The sequence below is a fragment of the Streptomyces sp. NPDC087310 genome (assembly GCF_044744405.1).
Taxonomy (GTDB): Bacteria; Actinomycetota; Actinomycetes; order Streptomycetales; family Streptomycetaceae; genus Streptomyces.
The window spans coordinates 161,812-179,706 of the sequence record NZ_JBIUYF010000005.1 but is presented as its reverse complement, the minus strand read 5'-3'; the positions used below and the strand labels follow the sequence as shown (position 1 = coordinate 179,706).

Here is a 17,895-nt window from a genome sequence, read left to right as displayed (position 1 = left end):
CGTCGGTGTGGGGGATCGGGGAGATCGGCCCGGTCCGTTGGGCGCGGGAGTCAGTGGAAGGTGACCGTGAAGCCGGTGCAGGCCCGGCACTGGCGCACCACCGAGTTGCCCGGGATGGTGTCCTGCTTGGACCACGCGTAGGCCTTGGGGCAGTGGGCGTTGATCGCCGCGCTGTAGCTGGTCTGGGCGTCACGGTTGGGGTTCGTGCAGACCAGCGGGGCGCCCGTGGCCGGGTCGGTGGTCAGGTTCTGGGGCGGGCAGTACCGCAGCAGGTCCTCCGGACAGCCCATCTGGGCACACTCGCCGCCGTCCGACGGAGGCGCCACCCCGACGGGGGTGATGGTCACCGGGAACGAGACCGCGTTGACGTAGCTGACGTTGTACCAGGGCGCCAGGCCGTCCGCCGGGTCGAAGTTGAACTCCGCGAGGCTGGTGGGCTGTTCACCGAGGGAACAGCGGTCGACGTGCGGCCCGCAGTCACCGACCTTGCAGCGGAACGTACTGCCCGCGGTGCCGCTGCAGCCCTGCCGCGCGAAGAACTTGCCCCGCCAGTGACGGGCGCCGGAGTTCTCCGGGATGGTGATGGTGGCCGACTGTCCGTTGTTGAGCGTCGGCAGCCCGGTGAGGGCGGCCGAGCCGTCGGCGTTGTGCCCTTCGCCGATCCATATGCGTTCGCCGGTGTTGTTCACGAACGTAACGGTGTGCTCGGCGGCGACCGCCGCCTGCGCCCCGGGCCCGGAGGCCCCGGCCAGGACGCAGGTGAAGGCCAGGAGGACGGCTGACAGTGCGGAGCGGACGTTCACGCGGAAATAGGTACGGAGGTTCACATCTGTCGCCTTTCGAGAGCCAGGGAGTATGATCATGTTCATGTCAAATTTGAACGATGGGTAGCTGTGGCCAGAATGGTCTGTACCAGGACCCTCGCGCCAGGCGCTTTTGAGACCAGTTCGAGCCTGCGGGACGTCGGGTCGCCCCTTGCCATGGGTTGTTCGGCCCGGACACCCGCCCCGGCGCATCCGGGGTGGCCGAAAGCAGTTGTGCGAGGAGCCTCGCCGCGGCTCGCCCGCGCCGAGGGCTCCCGGGGTCATCGCATCGGGCGGGAAGTGGTTGGGGCCGTGCGTGGATGTCTGCCCGGCGTACGCCGACGTGTCCAGGAGTCCGGGGGCCGGCACCGTCTGCCACTCGCGGATGAACGTCGCTCCAGCCGAGTGGCCCGAAGGCAAGGTAAAGACAAGCTCGTGTCGGCGTTCCGCGTCGCCGCGCTCCTCGATGTCGTTCTGTGCGGGCTCGGCGGAGGTCGTTGCGGAGCGTTGCCCCATGACACATATCAGTCATTTCCGTTACTGGAATAATGATGGACATGGACACAGGGTGATGGGAATCCTGTGTGCGACTTGTGAACGTGGGGGTGATGACGCGACGGACGAGAACGACCGCCACGGCGGTGGTGCTATTTGCCCTTGCCGTCTTTGGCGCGGGGTGTAGTCCTGCGCCGAAGGGGATCCTTGCCGTGGAGCGGGCGGAGGGTGGTGGGGTCCGGTTGCTGTTGGCTTCCTGTCCTGGCTATTTGGCGCAGAACTTCTCCGTGCTGGCCGATGTCCCCGGCGACACGTTGGTGAACTGGATGGTGAGTAATACGAGCTGGACCGAGTCTGTCGGCAGCATGCGGGTCTTCGGGCCTCTGCCCAAGGGGTGGAGGAGCGCCAGTGGGAACCTTCTCACCGAGCTGCGCGGTGGAGTGCCGTACAGCGCCTCGGTTCGTGGCTCGATGGGCAACCGGGGTCTCGACGACATGGTTGATTTCACGCTTGCTGATCTTGATGGTCTCAAGGATGAGCAGGTGTTGATCGCGGAGGACGGGGGCGGGAACAAGACGGTGGACCGTGAGGACTTTCTGCGTGCGGATTCCGACAAGTGTGAGCCCCGACCGCCTCCTTGCGGTGGTATTGAGATGACGCGGGCCCCGGTCGGACCGGGTGGCAGCAGGCACCCGTCGACCAGGCCCACCACCGGTGGCAGCCGGTCCGGCGCGCCACTGCCGCCCTGGTTCGCGTAGGGCCCCTGATCAGAACTGCTTCTGCTCGGCACCGGGCGGCAGGAGACAGGGGGTGACGACGATCAGTGTGAGGAGTTCGTCGGTTACGTCGCCCGCCGAGACGAACTGGTGGTCCTTCGGGTGGGTAGCATCCACCAGATTGGCGGGGTCCTTGGTGGGGTCCGATCGGTAGCCCTGGATCTCGAAGCCCTTTTCCTTGAGCGTGTCTCTGATCGCGCGGATGGCCTCCGGGTGTTGTGCCTTGGGCAGCTTGGCGCGCACGCTGTAGCGCAGGGTGAACCGGCCGTCGTCAACGACCTCGTTGTTCTTGCCGACGCAGTCAGTGAATTTCGCTGCGGGCAGCTCAGGATCAGTCTCGGGCTGGATCTCCGCGTTGGCGGTGCGGGCCATGGATCCGGTCCAGTGCATGGCCCATTCCTCGGCTTTCTCCCTGCTCATGCGGGGCAGAGGATCGTTGATCGCGCCGTCGGACATGCAGCCTCCCAGGAGCAGGGCGAGAGCCAGGGCCGTGGCGCCCCGACGCATTACGGATGAGGAATGAGGGTGCTTGAGGGCCATCAGCCCGGTCCTCCGTCTTTCGGGGTCTTACCGGCGATGATGCGTCCCTGGTTCTCCAGGCTCTGGCTGCCGTCGTCCCAGTAGCCGCTGTGCCCGCTGGTGTCCACGTACATTCTTTGGGCGCCGAACTCCGACTTCTTTGGGTCGGCACCCAACGTGAGGTCTGAGGCCACGTTGGAGATCGGGTCATTGCCGGCGGCGCCCACCCAAAGGTGCTCGGGGTCGATCTTGAGCTGATCGGCCCGGTCGACGGTCAGCCCGGGACTGCCGAGCACCACCATGTCGTCCGCGTCCAGTCCTTGGCCCCCGGCGTTTGCGGCCCCTGCGATTGTGGAGCCGTAACTGTGCGCGAGAACGGTCAGATGGGTGCGTTCACCTTCATGAGCGGCGCGGAGACCGTGTGTGAAGCCGCGCAGGTCTTCGGCCCCGTCCAGTGCTCGTCCGTCGGTGATGACGCTGTTGTTCAACTCCGGAGCGTCGTAGCCCAGCCAGGCAATGACCGAGACGTCTTTGCCCGTTCCCGCGCTCCAGTCACCAGCCGCATCCTGCAACTTATTGGCCCGGCTGATCTGGCCGTCAAAGTTGTCCAACTGATTGTCCGTGCCCGGTACCTGCACCGCCGTGTGCTTGGCCGTGTCCGGGTTACCGATCGCCACGATCGCACGCCCGTCCCCCTTCGTGCTCAGGCCGAGCAGATACTGCTGCTTGTGGGCAGGGCCGACATCTGCTATTTCCAGGCGGTCCTTGAGGGCGCTCAGGGACCGGTAGTTACTCCGGTCGTGGTATCCCAGCCCTCCCTCCCGCAGCGCGTAGTCGTTCAGCTTCACGTCCAGCACCGTCCGGTTGGCCTGGTCCCGGGTGGTCGCGGGCAGGCCGTCCAGCGGGCCGAGCTGGTCCGGGAACGCGGCCAGGTAGAAGCGCTGGTCGTCCTCGTCCAGGTCGGCCCACCAGGCCGCCGCCTGTTTCGGGTTTTTCCCGTCCGGGATGTCCTTCTGGTTGATCCCGGCGAACTCGGCGACCTGGGCGGCGTCCTCCTGGGCGTTCGCGCTGCCGTACCGCTTGTCCAGGTCGAACGGGTCGATCTGGTGCAGGAGTTCGGCCGCCTCGTAGCTGGCGGTCTCGGCGTCGTTGAGGGCCTCGTCGATACGGGCGCGGAAGCCGCCGAGCCCGGCGTTGGCCTCCTGCTGAAGGCCTTCGTAGTCCGGGTCGTTGCGGTACGTGGGGTCGAGGGCCTGTTTCGGCTCCACCCAGCCGTCGGCCCGGACCGTGTGCCCCGCTGCCTCGGCGTCGGCCACCGCGTTGCGCAGCCTGCGCTGGGCCGCTTCCATTTTGGTCTCGAAGGTGTCCAGAACGGTGGTGATCAGCTGGGCGTCGATTTGCGCCGTGCCCAGCCTGCTCTCGGTGGCCTCCATCGCCTCGAAGCCATGGGTGGCGCTGAGGCCTGTCCACCCTGCCTTGTGGAGCGGGCCGGTCACCCGCTTCCCGCTGTCGGTCCCGGTCTTTCCCAGCGCCTCGGCGAGTTTCTTCCAGGAAGAGACGGCTGCTTCCAGATCCGAGAAGTCCTGCTTGAACAGGCGCGTGAAGCTCTCCGTCATCGCGTCCGACTCACCAGCCCCTGAAGGAGCTGAGAACTTCCTGTTCCATGATGTCGCGGCCATTCGCGAGCATGCGCAGCCCCTGCGCGTGCTGCGAGAGATCGTCGCGCAGCGTGCCGAGTGCACTGCCCCAGCCTTTGCTGGTCTCCTCCATCCGGGGACCGGCGGTCCAGCCGCGGAAGGAAGCCGAAGCGGTGGCCAAGTCGTCCACCGCCTTCTTCAGGAGTGGGCGCAGATCCGTTACCAGACTGTCCGCCGCCCCGGCCGAGGCTCTCAGCTCGCCTGCGGAAATGTTGAGGTCATAAGCCACGCGTTCCCCCCTCGACGCCGTACCGCGGCTTCGCGGTGCGCACGATCATATTCGCGAGAGCGTTCCCTTGAGTAAAGAGCGGCCGGAAACGGGAGCGGCAGCCATAAACCACCGCAGACCGACGCCCCGGGCCGGGCGACTACGCTGGGACGTCGGTCGGCCCACCGGTCGAGTTTCCCCCGTACAGGAGCGTTGATGGCCGTCAATCTGGTCAATGTCGAGGCAGTCACCAAGGTGTACGGCACCCGTGCGCTGCTCGACGGTGTGTCCCTCGGCGTCTCCGAGGGGGACCGGATCGGCGTCGTCGGGCGTAACGGCGACGGCAAGACCACCCTCATCCGGATGCTCGCCAAGCTGGAGGAGGCCGACACCGGGCGCGTCACGCACAGCGGCGGGCTGCGGCTCGGGGTGCTGACCCAGCACGACTCGCTCGACCCCACCGCCACCGTCCGGCACGAGGTCATCGGCGATCTCGCCGACCACGAGTGGGCCGGGAACGCCAAGATCCGCGATGTGCTCACCGGGCTCTTCGGCGGGCTCGACCTGCCCGGGTTCCCGCAGGGGCTCGACACCGTCATCGCACCGCTCTCCGGTGGTGAGCGGCGGCGGATCGCACTCGCCAAGCTGCTGATCGGCGAGCCGGAGCTGATCGTTCTCGACGAGCCCACCAACCACCTCGACGTCGAGGGCATCGCCTGGCTCGCCGAGCACCTGCGCGCCCGCCGCTCCGCGCTCGTCTGCGTCACCCACGACCGGTGGTTCCTCGACCAGGTCTGCACCCGGATGTGGGACGTCCAGGGCGGGACGGTGCACGAGTACGAGGGCGGCTACTCCGACTACGTCTTCGCCCGCGCCGAGCGCGAGCGCATCGCGGCGACCGAGGAGGTCAAGCGGAAGAACCTGGTCCGCAAGGAGCTGGCCTGGCTGCGCCGCGGCGCCCCCGCCCGTACGTCCAAGCCGCGCTTCCGCGTCGAGGCGGCCAACGAGCTGATCGCCGACGTGCCGCCGCCCCGCGACACCTCCGAGCTGATGAAGTTCGCCAACGCCCGGCTCGGCAAGACCGTCTTCGACCTGGAGGACGTCACCGTCCAGGCCGGCCCGAAGGTGCTGCTCACCCACCTCACCTGGCAGCTCGGCCCCGGCGACCGGATCGGCCTGGTCGGGGTGAACGGCGCGGGCAAGACCTCCCTGCTGCGCGCCCTCGCCGAGGCCGCGCGCAGCCAGGGCGACGTACAGCCCGAGGCGGGGAAGGTCGTCGTCGGCAGGACGGTGAAGCTGGCGTACCTCTCCCAGGAGGTCACCGAGCTGAAGCCGACGCTGCGGGTGCTCGAAGCGGTCCAGCAGGTACGGGACCGGGTCGACCTCGGCAAGGGCCGCGAGATGACCGCCGGGCAGCTCTGCGAGCAGTTCGGCTTCACGAAGGAGAAGCAGTGGACGCCGGTCGGTGACCTCTCCGGCGGCGAGCGGCGCAGGCTCCAGTTGCTGCGGCTGCTGATGGACGAGCCGAACGTCCTCTTCCTCGACGAGCCCACCAACGACCTCGACATCGAGACGCTCAACCAGTTGGAGGACCTGCTCGACGGCTGGCCGGGCTCCATGGTCGTCATCTCCCACGACCGGTTCTTCATCGAGCGGACCACCGACAAGGTGATGGCCCTCCTCGGGGACCGCGCCCTGCGGATGCTGCCGCGCGGGATCGACGAGTACCTGGAGCGCCGCCGCAGGCTCGTCGAGACCGCGGTCCCGGCGTCCTCGTCCGCCGCGTCGGCCGGGCCGGCCGACGGGGGAGCGGTTTCGGCCAAGGACAACCGCGCCGCGAAGAAGGAGCTCCAGAAGATCGAGCGGCAGGTCGCCAAGATGGACGGCCAGGAGAAGACCCTCCATCAGCAGATCGCCGATAACGCCACAGACTTCGGGAAAGTGGCGAAACTGGACGCACAGCTCCGTGAACTCAAGGCCGAGCGCGACGAGTTGGAAATGCGCTGGCTGGAGCTGGCGGAGGACGCGTAGGAGGAAGCGTAGAGACGGTGTGCAGAGCGCATAACAAGCGCGTCACGGGCCGGTCCTCCCTTGGGAACAGGGGCGGACCGGCCCGTCCCGTACAGCGGTCCGAGTGATACAAAGAAGCCCCGCTCGACTGATGTGACGATGCGGAATCCACGCCCGAATCGCTCCATTCCGGCCGACCGCTCCGTTCGGCCGCCGGGATCGCGGGGGAGTCCGACCGGGCCGTGCTCCGCAGCAACAGGGGGAAAGCGCTGATGACCCAGCCACCCAGCCAGCAGCCGCCGCAGGGGGGCTTCGGCGCTCCACAGGATTCGCCTCAGGTTCCGCCGCAGAGTCCGCCTCCGGGGCCGCCTCCGGGGCCGCCGCAGAACGCGCCGTACGGGGGCGCGCAGCCGCCCGCCCAGCCGCCGGTGCCGCCCGCCCAGCCGCCGCAGGCACCCGCGCAGCCGCCGGCGCCGCCGGCCCAGCCGCCGCAGGCGCCCGCCCCGCAGCCCGGGTACGGATACCCGCAGGCGGCGGGTCCGTACGGCCAGCAGCCCGGCCCGTACCAGCAGCAGCCGGGCCCCTACGGCCAGGCGCCCGGACCGTACAACCAGCAGCCGGGTCCGTACGGTCAGCAGCCCGGTCCGTACAACCAACAGCCCGGATACGGCTATCCCGGCCCGCCCACCGCGCCCCTCGGCAGCGGTCCCGGCGGACCTGGCGGCCCCGGCGGCAAGAACTTCCTCAGGGGCAAGCCCGGTGTCATCGTCGCGGCGGCCGTCGCCGGGCTGCTGGTCATCGGCGGCGGTACGTGGTTCGCCCTCAGCGGTGACGGCGGCGGCCAGAGCAAGAAGCCGGTCGCGGGCGGGAGCGACAGCGCCGAGCCGACCACGTCGTCCGACGACGACGTCGACCAGGGCGACGGCAGCGGCAGCGGCCGGGAGGCGGAGGACGACCTCAACGCCGGGCGCAAGGACGGCGAGTCCAAGGTCACCTGGCTCCAGACCAACGACGTGGACCTGCCCCGGGGCGGCGCCGACGTGTACGGCCCGTGGCTCGTCGGCGACACGGTCGTCAAGGCCATGTACAAGGGCGTCGTCGGCTACTCGGCGAGCGACGGCAAGAAGAAGTGGACGGTCCCGACGGCCGCGCCCGTGTGCGCCGCGCCCAACGCGCCCACCACCGACGGCAAGATCGTCATCGCGTTCAAGGACGACAACACCGACAGCGCGAAGTGCACACAGCTCCAGATGATCGACCTCACCACCGGCAAGGCCGGCTGGAAGAAGGCGGTCACCAAGCACGGCAACTGGGACTTCGTCAGTGAACTGACCCTGGCCATCAGCGGGGACACCCTCGCCGTCGGCCGCTCCAGCAACTCCGACGGCTACCGCGTCAGCGACGGCGAGGAGCTCTTCGGCAAGCAGGACGGCGACTGCCAGCCCGAGTCGTTCGCGGGCGGCGCCAAGCTGATAGCCGGCATGGACTGCGGTCTGGAGGACAAGCGGGTCTCGGAGCTGGACCCGACCACCGGCAAGGCCAAGTGGTCGTACCAGCTCAAGAAGGGCTGGGACCTCCAGAAAGTCTACTCCCTCGACCCGCTGGTCATCTCGGTGGAGAACAGCGACGAGAAGACCTGGAGCATCCTCGGGCTCACCCCGAACGGCACCCTGCGCTCGCAGCTCGCCGGCGGCAAGGACAAGTTCCAGCCGGACTGCGGCGGTGGCTTCATCGTCTTCGGCCAGCACCTGGAGGGCTGCGTCGGCGTCGCCGCCGACGCGAGCAACTTCTACATCGCGACCGCGCCCGACTCGGGCTCCACCTCGCGCACCAACGAGGTCGTCGCCTTCAGCCTGGACACCGGAAAGCCCAAGTGGCGCTCCAAGGCGCCCGAGGGCCGCACGATGACGCCGCTGCGCATGGAGGGCGGCAAGGTCCTCGTCTACATGGACGCCTCGTACGACAAGGGCGGTACGGTCGCGACGATCGCGCCGACCGGCGGCGCCCCGAAGACGATCCAGCAGCACCCGACCTCGACGTCCGAGATCGAGAGCTCCTTCTACTCGGCGAAGTACCTCTACGCGGACGGCCGGTTCTACCTGGCCAGCGGCCGGGTCAGCGCGAGCAGCGACGAAGAGGAACTGCAGACGAAGACCATGATGGCCTTCGGTGACTGACCACCGTCCCGCGCTCCGTTCCCCGTCCCTCGCTCCTCGTTCTTCTCCCCTTCCTCCTGACTGCCCCGAGGTACGTACGCCATGACGCAGCCACCTCCGCCGCCGCCCAACCAGCCGCCCAACCAGCCGCCCAACCAGCCGCCCAACCAGCCGCCCAACCAGCCGCCCCCGCCGCCGCCGGGCCAGCCCCCGCAGGGCGGGTTCGGCGCCCCGCAGGAGCCCCCGGCCGGTGGTTTCGGCGCCCCGCAGGACCCGCCGCCCGGTGGTTTCGGCGCGCCCACGCCGCCCCCGCAGAACCCGGGGTACGGATATCCGCAGGGGTACGGGTACCCGGGGCAGCCCGGCCAGCCGGGTCAGCAGCCCACCCAGCCCGGGCCGCCCGGATACGGGTATCCCGCACCGCCCACCCAGCCGCAGGGCCCGTACCAGCAGCAGGGTCCGTACGCGCAGCAGCCCCCGTACGGGACCCCGGCCGGCCCCGGCGGGACCCCCGGCCCCGGCGGCGGCAGGAAGCCGAACCGCCAGATGCAGATCATCATCGCCGCGGCCGTCGCCGTGGTGCTGATCGTCGGCGGCGGTGTCTGGTTCGCGTCCTCCGGCGACGGTGACACGAACAACGACGCCAAGGGCGGCTCGTCCGGCTCCACCGAGGGCTCCACGGGCGGCAGCGAGAACCTCGGGGGCGGCGGCACGGAGAAGGCGCCGTCCGACCCCAAGGCCACGCTCGGCTACCAGGTCCCGGTGCCCAAGGTCGTCGGCATCACCGACGTCAGCGGCTCCTGGCTCACCAGCACCGCCTACGTGAAGACGGGCGTCAACCAGATCGTCGCGTACGACCGGGACAAGGGCACCCAGCTCTGGACGATCCCGCTGCCCGGCCAGGTCTGCGCGGCGTCGAAGCACGCCACCAAGGACAACCGGGCCGCGATCGCGTTCGAGCCCGCCAAGCGCGCCAACTCCAAGGACTACCAGCAGTGCACGGAGATCGGCGCGATCGATCTGACGGCCGGCAAACTGCTCTGGAGCAAGTCCGTCACGGGCTCCAACTCCGGTGACAGCAAGTCGAGTTTCGACGAGGTCACGCTCAGCGGCTCGACGGTCGCCGCGGGCGGTACGGACGGCGGCGCGGCCTTCGACATCGCCGACGGCACGATCCGCTGGAAGCCCGAGGTCAGCGCCGAGGGCTGTTACGACATGGGGTACGGCGGCGGCGAGGGGCTGGTCGCGGCCCGCAAGTGCGGCTCGTACGACGACCCGCAGGTCTCGATCCAGAACGTGAACCCGGTCACCGGCGCCGTGCTCTCGACGTTCAAGATGCCGGTCGGGGTCAAGTACGCGGGCATCATCTCCACCAAGCCGCTCGTCGTCGCGGCAGACGTCGGGGAGACCGCGACCGGCGGCAGCAGCATTTCGGACTTCTTCTCGATCGACGAGAAGACCGGCAAGCTGCGCGCCAAGTTCCCGGCCGGGAACATGGCGGCGGAGTGCGGCGCCACCGAGGTCGAGAAGTGCCTGCACCTGACGGTCGGCAACGACCGGCTCTACCTGCCGACCGCGGAGCACGACGCGGACGGCGAGGACTACGGCGAGACGAACGAGATCATCTCGTACGACCTCGCCACCGGTAAGACCACCTCGGACCGGGCCGACGCGGGCGGCACGTACACGATCTCCCCGCTGCGCATGGACGGCGGCAACATCATCGCCTACAAGCGGCCCCCGTACGGCGAGGGCGGCCAGATCGTCTCCGTCGACGGCAGCACGTTCAAGCAGACGGTGCTGATGCGCAACCCGTCCGACGAGGCGGTCGACGACGTGGAGTCCAACTTCAGCGAGGACTACTCGGAACTCCTGTACAGCGACGGCCGGCTGTTCATCTCCGACACCATGCTGAGCGAGCCGTCCACGACGAGCAGCCGGAAGGAATACCTCGCGGTGATGTTCGCGGCACGCTGACCCACGCCGATTCGTACGACATGCTGAGCGGCCCCGCCGGGTGAACGGCGGGGCCGCTCACGCGTGATCAGGGAGTGATCCCTTCGCGTTCCCGGAGCGGCTGAATGTGAGGTCAACTTGCCCTGAACAGGACGAATTTCGCTGATCCGGGGGGCTTCTGACCGGTAAGGGGCGCGCGATGTCGAACAAGCGTGTAGCTTGCCGGGGCAAGAGGCCGGGGGGTCAGGACCAGCGGGGGATGGGGGTTGCTCGATGGGCGTGCGGCTCATGGTGGTCGACGATCACAGATTGCTTGCCGAGGCGCTCGCCTCCGCGCTGAAGCTGCGCGGGCACCGGGTGCTCGCGGCGGCGGCGCCGACGGCGGGCGTCGCGGAGCTGGTGGTGAGCAGGGCGCCGGAGGTGTGCCTGCTGGGTACGGCGGCACCGGCGGAACCGGGCGCGTTCGACCCGATCGTCCGGATCAAACGGGACCGCCCGCAGGTGGCGGTCGTGGTGCTGGGCCCGGTGCCCAGCCCGCGCGGCATCGCGGCGGCGTTCGCGGCCGGCGCGTCCGGCTACGTACGGCACGACGAGCGCATCGAGGGCGTCGAACGGGCCATGGTCAAGGCGCGGGCGGGCGAGGCGGCGGTCGCGCCGCAGCTCCTCCAGGGCGCGTTCACGGAACTGCTCAACCCGGCGGCGCAGCCGGACGACGAGGGCCAGCGGCTGCTGCGGATGCTCACACCGCGCGAGATCGAGGTGCTCGTACGGGTCGCGGAGGGCGAGGACACGCGGCTGATCGCGGCGGGCATGGGCATAGCGCCGAGCACGGCCAGGACGCATGTGCAGCGGGTCCTGATGAAACTGGGCGTCGGCTCCCGCCTGGAGGCCGCGGCCCTGGCGGCCCGCACGGGCCTCCTGGACCGCGCGGCCGTCCTGACGACGCGCTCGGGGCCGGGGGCGACGGGGCCGGGGGCGACGGGGGCGGACCCGGCCGGGTAGGGACCCGGTCCGACGTGCGGCCGAAGGCGGCGTGCGGCCGAAGGTGGCTGTTCGTTGTCTTTCACGAGGGCGGCAGGCGGTGCGTGTACGCGCCGCCTGCCGCCCTCGTGTACGCGCCGCCTCGCCCGTCTTCTCCCTCCCTTGACCTCTACTGTCGATTGATGATTTATTGTGTTTGCTTTTGTTTGATTGGAGTGCGAGGGAGTCCGTAGTGAAGAAGACGTCGACCCGACTCGCCGACGGGCGCGAGATCGTCTATTACGACTCCCGGGACGACGCCGTACGCGACGCCCCCGACCGTCGTCCGCTCGGCCCCGTCGCCACCACCTCCGAGGTGCGCCACGACCCCCTCCTCGGCGACGCCGTCGCCATCGCCTCGCACCGGCAGGGCCGTACGTACCACCCGCCCGCCGACGAGTGCCCCCTCTGCCCCTCCCGGGACGGCCGGCTCAGTGAGATCCCCGAGCCGGAGTACGACGTCGCCGTCTTCGAGAACCGCTTCCCCTCCCTCGCCGGGGACTCCGGGCGGTGCGAGGTCGTCTGCTTCACCTCCGACCACGACGCCTCCTTCGCCGACCTCACCGACGAACAGGCCGCCCTCGTCCTCGAAGCCTGGACCGACCGCACCGCCGAGCTGGCCGAACTCCCGCAGGTCGAGCAGGTCTTCGCGTTCGAGAACCGCGGTGCCGAGATCGGCGTGACGCTCGCCCATCCGCACGGGCAGATCTACGCGTACCCCTTCGTCACCCCGCGCTCCGCGCTGATGCTCCGCTCCGTGGCCGCGCACCGGGAGGCGACCGGCCGTAACCTCTTCGACGACCTCGTGGAGAAGGAGGTCTCGGACGGGGCCCGGATCGTGCTCGACGGTGAGCACTGGGTCGCGTTCGTGCCGTACGCCGCGCACTGGCCGTACGAGGTCCACCTCTACCCCAAGCGGCGCGTCCCCGACCTGCGGGCGCTCGACGACGCGGCGCGCACAGAGTTTCCACAGATGTATCTGGAACTCTTGAGGCGCTTCGACCGGATATTCGGCGAAGGTGAACCGCCCACGCCGTACATCGCCGCCTGGCACCAGGCCCCCTTCCGGGCCGCCGGACGGGACGATTTCGCGCTCCACCTTGAGCTTTTCACCATCCGCCGCACTTCCGGCAAGCTGAAATTCCTCGCGGGTTCCGAATCCGGCATGAGTGTGTTCATCAACGATGTGCCGCCGGAGGCCGCGGCCGAGCGACTGCGAGAGGTAGCGAGCGAGTGAGCGCGAAGAAGTACCTGGTCACTGGTGGTGCGGGATATGTCGGCAGCGTGGTCGCCGCCCATCTGCTGGAGGCGGGGCACGCGGTGACCGTGCTCGACGACCTCTCCACCGGCTTCCGCGCCGGGGTCCCCGAGGGCGCCGAGTTCGTCGAGGGCCGTATCCAGGACGCCGCCAAATGGCTCGACCCCTCCTACGACGCCGTGCTGCACTTCGCCGCGTCCTCGCAGGTGGGCGAGTCCGTCGCCAAGCCCGAGAAGTACTGGGACAACAACGTCGGCGGCTCCATGGCGCTGCTCGCCGCGATGCGCTCCGCGGGCGTGCGCAAGCTGGTCTTCTCGTCCACCGCCGCGACATACGGCGAGCCCGTCTCCTCACCCATCACGGAGACCGACCCGACCGCCCCCACCAGCCCGTACGGCGCCACGAAGCTGGCCGTCGACCACATGATCGGCGGCGAGTGCGCCGCGCACGGCCTCGCGGCCGTCTCCCTGCGCTACTTCAACGTCGCGGGCGCGTACGCCGCGCGCTCCGGCGCGACCGCCGGCGAGCGCCACGACCCCGAGTCGCACCTCATCCCGCTCGTCCTCCAGGTCGCCCTCGGCACCCGCCAGTCGATCTCCGTCTACGGCGACGACTACCCGACGCCGGACGGCACCTGCGTCCGCGACTACATCCACGTCGCGGACCTCGCCGAGGCGCACCTGCGCGCGCTGGACGCCGCCACCGGGGGCGAGCACCTGATCTGCAACCTCGGCAACGGCAACGGCTTCTCGGTCCGCGAGGTCATCGAGACCGTACGCAAGGTCACCGGCCACCCGATCCCCGAGGTCATGGCCGCGCGCCGGGACGGCGACCCCGCCGTCCTCGTCGCCTCCGCCGAGACCGCGCACCGCCGCCTGGGCTGGACCCCGAGCCGCGCCGACCTGACGGGCATCGTCGAGGACGCGTGGGCGTTCGCGCGCGCCAAGTACTAGAGCACGACCGCAGAAACGAAGGAGAACCAGGGTGAGCGAGAGCGGCACCAGCGTCACCGGCGAGGTCGGTGAGCGCATCGACGCGGCCGTGGCCGAGCAGTTCCAGCGGCTGTACGGGACCGCCCCCGAGGGCGTCTGGGCGGCCCCGGGGCGCGTCAACCTGATCGGTGAACACACCGATTACAACGACGGCTTCGTCATGCCGCTGGCCCTGCCGCACCGGGCCGTCGCCGCCGTGTCCCGCCGTACGGACCATGTCCTGCGCGTGCACTCCGCCGACATTCCGGGCGGCATCGTCCAACTCGACGCCGCCGCGCTCGTCCCGCTCTCCGACAGCGGCTGGGCCGCCTACCCCGCGGGCGTCGTCTGGGCGCTGCGCGAGGCGGGCCACCCCGTCGCGGGCGCCGACATCCACCTCGCGTCGACCGTCCCGACCGGCGCCGGGCTCTCCTCCTCCGCCGCGCTGGAGGTCGTCACCGCGCTCGCACTCAACGACCTGTACGAACTCGGCCTGAGCGCCACCGAGTTGGCCGTCCTCGCACAGCGCGCCGAGAACGACTTCGTCGGCGTGCCGTGCGGCGTCATGGACCAGATGGCCTCGGCCTGCTGCGCCGAGGGCCACGCCCTCCACCTGGACACCCGCGACCTGACCCAGCGCCAGGTGCCCTTCGACCTCGCCGCCCAGGGGCTGCGGCTGCTCGTCGTGGACACCCGTGTCCAGCACGAACTGGGCGACGGCGCGTACGCCGAGCGGCGCGCCGGGTGCGAGGCGGGCGCGCGGGCGCTCGGGGTGCCCGCGCTGCGGGACGTCCCGTACGGGGAACTGTCCGCCGCGCTCGACCGGTTGGCGGCGGCGGGCGAGAGCGGGACCGTACGCGCCTACACCCGCCATGTCGTGACCGAGAACCACCGGGTCGAACGGGTCATCGCCCTGCTCGACGCGGGGGACGTCCGCGCGGTCGGCCCGCTCCTCACCGAGGGGCACGCCTCGCTCCGCGACGACCTGCGGGTCTCCTGCGCGGAACTGGACCTGGTGGTCACCTCGGCCACGGCGGCCGGCGCGCTCGGCGCCCGGATGACGGGCGGCGGCTTCGGCGGCTCGGCGATCGTCCTGGTCGAGGCGGACACGGCCGACGCGACGGCGAAGTCGGTCACGGAGGCGTTCGCGGCGGCGGGGTACGCGGCGCCGCGCATCTTCCCGGCGATCCCCTCGCGGGGGGCGTACCGCCTCTAGGGTCTTCCGTCCGCCGAACGAACAACAGGCGTCGATATTTGTCGACTTCTGTCTCGATACGAAACATCAAGCGCACCGTAAACAACCAGGCCAACGAGTTCTGCGAAATTCCTTCCCCTCCCGGCGGACGCCCGTACGCTGATGCACATGCACCGGTGGGGGCCGGTGCTGTTCAGGGGTGGAGACAAGCGGGTACGACGCTCGGGGCGGGGTATCAGTCAACACGCGGCGGCGGCCGTGCCATTGACGTATCACCCGCACACCGGGCGTTGTGCCCGCACCGTCCGCTCCCCACCTTGAGGGGGTGTCCATGGTACGTATCCGGGTTCTGGTGGTGGACGACCATCGCATTTTCGCGGAGTCGCTGGCCGCGGCGCTCGCGGCCGAGCCGGACGTCGACGTCGCGGCGGCCGGCAGCGGTCCCGCGGCGCTGCGCTGCCTCGACCGCGCGGCGGCCGAGGGGCGCAGATTCGATGTGATGCTGGTCGACGCCGACCTCGGCGCGGTGGCGGGAGGCGTCGTCATGAACGGCGCGCAGACGGGCCATCCGGCCGGTCACCCGACCGGTCACCCGACCGGCCATCCGGCCGCTCACCCGAACGGTCACGCGAACGGCGGCCCTGTCCCGCTGCCCGCCGTGCCCGCACTGCCGGCGCCGGTCGCACGCGCCGTGCCGGACCACGGCGAGAGCGCGCCCGTCGACGGCATCTCGCTGGTCGCCGGGGTCCGCTCGGGCCAGCCGTCCGTCCGTACGGTCGTACTCGCCGAGAAGGACGACCCGCGCCGCGCCGCACAGGCGCTCCAGGCGGGCGCGTCCGGCTGGGTCGCGAAGGACTGCTCGCTCCAGCGCCTGCTCACCGTCGTACGGGGCGTCCTGCGCGACGAGACGCATCTGCCGCCCGCGCTGCTCACCGGCGTCCTGCGGGAGCTGACGGCCGCGCGCAAGCACCGTACGGAGAGCGAACGCCTGGTCGAGTCGCTGACCCCGCGCGAACGCGAGGTACTGCGCTGCATGGTCGCGGGCCTGGGCCGCAAGGCCGTCGCGGAACGCCTCTTCCTCTCCCCGCACACCGTGCGGACACACATGCAGAACGTCCTGGGGAAGCTGGGCGTGCACTCCACGCTGGCGGCGGTGGCGCTGGCCCGCAGGGCGGGCGTCGGACCGGTCGACCTGGTGCCGCGCCAGATCACCTCGGCGGGCTGAGGCGCTCCGGTCCGGCTTCGGACCTAGCCGGGAACGTTGTCGAACGGCGCCGTCAACTGCCTCAGCAGCCCCGCCAGTTCGCCTCGTTGTGCGCCGGACAGCTCGGCGAGGATCGCGCGCTCCTGGGCGAGCAGCCCGGCGAGCGACTGGTCCGCGCGGTCCCGTCCCTCGGGTGTGAGCCGGACCAGTACCCCGCGCCGGTCGCTGGGGTCGGGCAACCGCTCGACCAGGCCCTTCTGGGCCAGCCGGTCGATCCGGTTGGTCATGGTGCCCGAGGTGACCAGGGTCTGGGTCAGGAGCTGGCCCGGGGAGAGCTGGTACGGGTCGCCGGCGCGGCGCAGCGAGGTCAGTACGTCGAACTCCCACGGCTCCAGGCCGTGCTCGGAGAAGGCGATCCGGCGCGCGCGGTCGAGGTGCCGGGCCAGCCTGCTCACGCGGCTGAGCACCTCCAGCGGTTCCACGTCGAGGTCGGGGCGCTCTCGACGCCATGCCGCTACCAGTCGGTCGACCTCATCCTCCATGTCGATCAGTGTAGAGGGTCCCTCGACATGAAGTCTCTTGACGTCAAGAGACTTCGCGGTGCAGGCTGGAAAGAGCCCATCGGGTCCCGCCCGCCCGCTTCCGCACCAGCGAGGGAACACCGCCATGCCGTCGTCGTCCCCGTCCACCACGCCGACCTGGGACCCGTCCCAGTACCTCCGGCACGCGGGCCACCGCACCCGCCCCTTCCTGGACCTGCTGGCCCGCATCCCCGACCTGCCCGGCGGCCCCGGCGGCGCGCCCCGGATCGCCGACCTCGGCTGCGGCGCGGGCAACGTCACCGCGCTCCTCGCCGACCGCTGGCCCACCGCCCGTATCACCGGCTTCGACAACTCGCCGGAAATGCTGGCCCGCGCGACCGCCGAGTACACGGGCCCCACGCCCGGCGGCGGCACCCTGGACTTCCGGCCCGGCGACGCCGCGCACTGGACGCCCGGCGAACCGTACGGCCTGATCGTCTCCAACGCCGCCCTCCAGTGGGTCCCGAACCACCCCGACTCCTTCGCCGCCTGGATCGACGCCCTCGCCCCCGGCGGCACCTTCGCCTTCCAGGTCCCCGGCAACTTCACGGCCCCCAGCCACACCCTCCTCGCCGACCTGTGCGCCACCCCACGCTGGCGGGACCGCCTGAACGTGCGCGCCGTGGGCGTCCTCACCCCCGAGGACTACCTCACGCGCCTCATGGACCTCGGCTGCGAGACGGACGTCTGGGAAACCACCTACCTGCAACTCCTCCCCGGCGAGGACCCGGTCCTCGACTGGGTCAAGGGCACCGCCCTGCGCCCGGTCCTCACCGCGCTCTCCGACGACCCGGCGGCGGCCCAGGAGTTCACCGCCACCTACCGGGACCTCCTCAGGGACGCCTACCCCCCGGGCCCCCACGGCACGGTCTTCCCGTTCCGCCGCATCTTCGCGGTCGCCCGCAAGGCCGCCCACAAGGCAGCGTGAACCGCCGCCGACATCACTCCTTCTGATGATCGACACGGATTCCCGCGCGGTGGGAAGGCCGGGCTCGTAGCGTCCGGGTGTCGCTTGTGCCGTGGTGGTACCTGCGCCCACACTGAGG

15 protein-coding genes are annotated in these 17,895 nt (G+C 70.3%); 10 read left to right on the top strand and 5 right to left on the bottom strand.

The annotated features are described in order from the left end of the window. Positions 1–50: 50 nt before the first annotated feature. Positions 51–803, bottom strand: a complete 753-nt coding sequence (locus ACIO3P_RS20015) for a thaumatin family protein (protein WP_329823386.1) — start codon at positions 801–803, stop codon at positions 51–53. 608 nt (positions 804–1,411) lie between these two features. Here ACIO3P_RS20015 and ACIO3P_RS20010 point away from each other — a divergent pair. Next, the gene (locus ACIO3P_RS20010) at positions 1,412–2,056 is read left to right on the top strand and encodes a hypothetical protein (protein WP_401852717.1); all 645 of its coding nucleotides are present in this window, start codon (positions 1,412–1,414) and stop codon (positions 2,054–2,056) included. A 9-nt stretch (positions 2,057–2,065) separates the two neighbouring features. On the opposite strand, the gene ACIO3P_RS20005 is transcribed toward ACIO3P_RS20010, so the two are convergent. From ACIO3P_RS20005 to ACIO3P_RS19995, 3 genes are all read right to left on the bottom strand, one after another. Beyond that, positions 2,066–2,530, bottom strand: a complete 465-nt coding sequence (locus ACIO3P_RS20005) for a hypothetical protein (protein WP_401852715.1) — start codon at positions 2,528–2,530, stop codon at positions 2,066–2,068. Between the two features lie 83 nt (positions 2,531–2,613). Next, complete coding sequence (locus ACIO3P_RS20000; protein WP_401852713.1) at positions 2,614–4,209, bottom strand: alpha/beta hydrolase; 1,596 nt, start codon at positions 4,207–4,209, stop codon at positions 2,614–2,616. 10 nt (positions 4,210–4,219) lie between these two features. Next, entirely contained in the window at positions 4,220–4,519 is a 300-nt protein-coding gene (locus ACIO3P_RS19995) for a hypothetical protein (RefSeq protein WP_401852710.1), read from the bottom strand. Between the two features lie 195 nt (positions 4,520–4,714). On the opposite strand from ACIO3P_RS19995, the gene ACIO3P_RS19990 reads away from it, so the two are divergent. The 8 genes from ACIO3P_RS19990 (at position 4,715) to ACIO3P_RS19955 (ending at position 16,289) form a co-directional block, all read left to right on the top strand. Then, complete coding sequence (locus tag ACIO3P_RS19990) at positions 4,715–6,529, top strand: ABC-F family ATP-binding cassette domain-containing protein (RefSeq protein WP_401852709.1); 1,815 nt, start codon at positions 4,715–4,717, stop codon at positions 6,527–6,529. A 251-nt stretch (positions 6,530–6,780) separates the two neighbouring features. Then, positions 6,781–8,685 carry a PQQ-binding-like beta-propeller repeat protein gene (locus ACIO3P_RS19985; RefSeq protein WP_401852707.1) on the top strand — a complete coding sequence of 635 codons (1,905 nt, stop codon included), beginning with the start codon at positions 6,781–6,783 and terminating at the stop codon, positions 8,683–8,685. 81 nt (positions 8,686–8,766) lie between these two features. Next, the gene (locus ACIO3P_RS19980) at positions 8,767–10,641 is read left to right on the top strand and encodes a PQQ-binding-like beta-propeller repeat protein (protein WP_401852704.1); all 1,875 of its coding nucleotides are present in this window, start codon (positions 8,767–8,769) and stop codon (positions 10,639–10,641) included. Positions 10,642–10,893: 252 nt separating this feature from the next. Further along, entirely contained in the window at positions 10,894–11,622 is a 729-nt protein-coding gene (locus tag ACIO3P_RS19975) for a LuxR C-terminal-related transcriptional regulator (protein ID WP_329823392.1), read from the top strand. Between the two features lie 211 nt (positions 11,623–11,833). After that, the gene (gene galT / locus ACIO3P_RS19970; protein ID WP_329823394.1) at positions 11,834–12,877 is read left to right on the top strand and encodes a galactose-1-phosphate uridylyltransferase; all 1,044 of its coding nucleotides are present in this window, start codon (positions 11,834–11,836) and stop codon (positions 12,875–12,877) included. Then, a complete protein-coding gene (galE, locus tag ACIO3P_RS19965) occupies positions 12,874–13,851 on the top strand; it encodes a UDP-glucose 4-epimerase GalE (RefSeq protein WP_401852701.1) in 978 nt (325 codons plus the stop codon). The genes galT and galE overlap by 4 nt, the downstream gene beginning before the upstream one ends. A gap of 76 nt (positions 13,852–13,927) precedes the next feature. Continuing rightward, on the top strand, positions 13,928–15,085 hold the full coding sequence (galK, locus tag ACIO3P_RS19960; protein WP_329823550.1) for a galactokinase: 1,158 nt from the start codon (positions 13,928–13,930) through the stop codon (positions 15,083–15,085). A 310-nt stretch (positions 15,086–15,395) separates the two neighbouring features. Further along, positions 15,396–16,289 (top strand): response regulator transcription factor, encoded by an 894-nt coding sequence (locus ACIO3P_RS19955; protein WP_329823551.1) that lies wholly within the window; start codon positions 15,396–15,398, stop codon positions 16,287–16,289. A gap of 23 nt (positions 16,290–16,312) precedes the next feature. Here the strand turns inward: ACIO3P_RS19955 and ACIO3P_RS19950 are convergent, their stop codons facing one another. Continuing rightward, positions 16,313–16,810 carry a MarR family transcriptional regulator gene (locus ACIO3P_RS19950; protein WP_329823396.1) on the bottom strand — a complete coding sequence of 166 codons (498 nt, stop codon included), beginning with the start codon at positions 16,808–16,810 and terminating at the stop codon, positions 16,313–16,315. A gap of 124 nt (positions 16,811–16,934) precedes the next feature. Here ACIO3P_RS19950 and ACIO3P_RS19945 point away from each other — a divergent pair, with 124 nt between their 5' ends. After that, positions 16,935–17,777 carry a trans-aconitate 2-methyltransferase gene (locus ACIO3P_RS19945; RefSeq protein WP_401852698.1) on the top strand — a complete coding sequence of 281 codons (843 nt, stop codon included), beginning with the start codon at positions 16,935–16,937 and terminating at the stop codon, positions 17,775–17,777. Positions 17,778–17,895 lie beyond the last annotated feature (118 nt).

Bases quoted from the DNA above. Each gene is read 5' to 3' on its own strand.
- ACIO3P_RS20010 (WP_401852717.1), top strand. From the start codon at position 1,412: ATGACGCGACGGACGAGAACGACCGCCACGGCGGTGGTGCTATTTGCC.
- ACIO3P_RS20005 (WP_401852715.1), bottom strand. From the start codon at position 2,530: ATGTCCGACGGCGCGATCAACGATCCTCTGCCCCGCATGAGCAGGGAG.
- ACIO3P_RS20000 (WP_401852713.1), bottom strand. From the start codon at position 4,209: ATGACGGAGAGCTTCACGCGCCTGTTCAAGCAGGACTTCTCGGATCTG.
- ACIO3P_RS19990 (WP_401852709.1), top strand. From the start codon at position 4,715: ATGGCCGTCAATCTGGTCAATGTCGAGGCAGTCACCAAGGTGTACGGC.
- ACIO3P_RS19985 (WP_401852707.1), top strand. From the start codon at position 6,781: ATGACCCAGCCACCCAGCCAGCAGCCGCCGCAGGGGGGCTTCGGCGCT.
- ACIO3P_RS19980 (WP_401852704.1), top strand. From the start codon at position 8,767: ATGACGCAGCCACCTCCGCCGCCGCCCAACCAGCCGCCCAACCAGCCG.
- ACIO3P_RS19975 (WP_329823392.1), top strand. From the start codon at position 10,894: ATGGGCGTGCGGCTCATGGTGGTCGACGATCACAGATTGCTTGCCGAG.
- ACIO3P_RS19955 (WP_329823551.1), top strand. From the start codon at position 15,396: ATGGTACGTATCCGGGTTCTGGTGGTGGACGACCATCGCATTTTCGCG.
- ACIO3P_RS19950 (WP_329823396.1), bottom strand. From the start codon at position 16,810: ATGGAGGATGAGGTCGACCGACTGGTAGCGGCATGGCGTCGAGAGCGC.
- ACIO3P_RS19945 (WP_401852698.1), top strand. From the start codon at position 16,935: ATGCCGTCGTCGTCCCCGTCCACCACGCCGACCTGGGACCCGTCCCAG.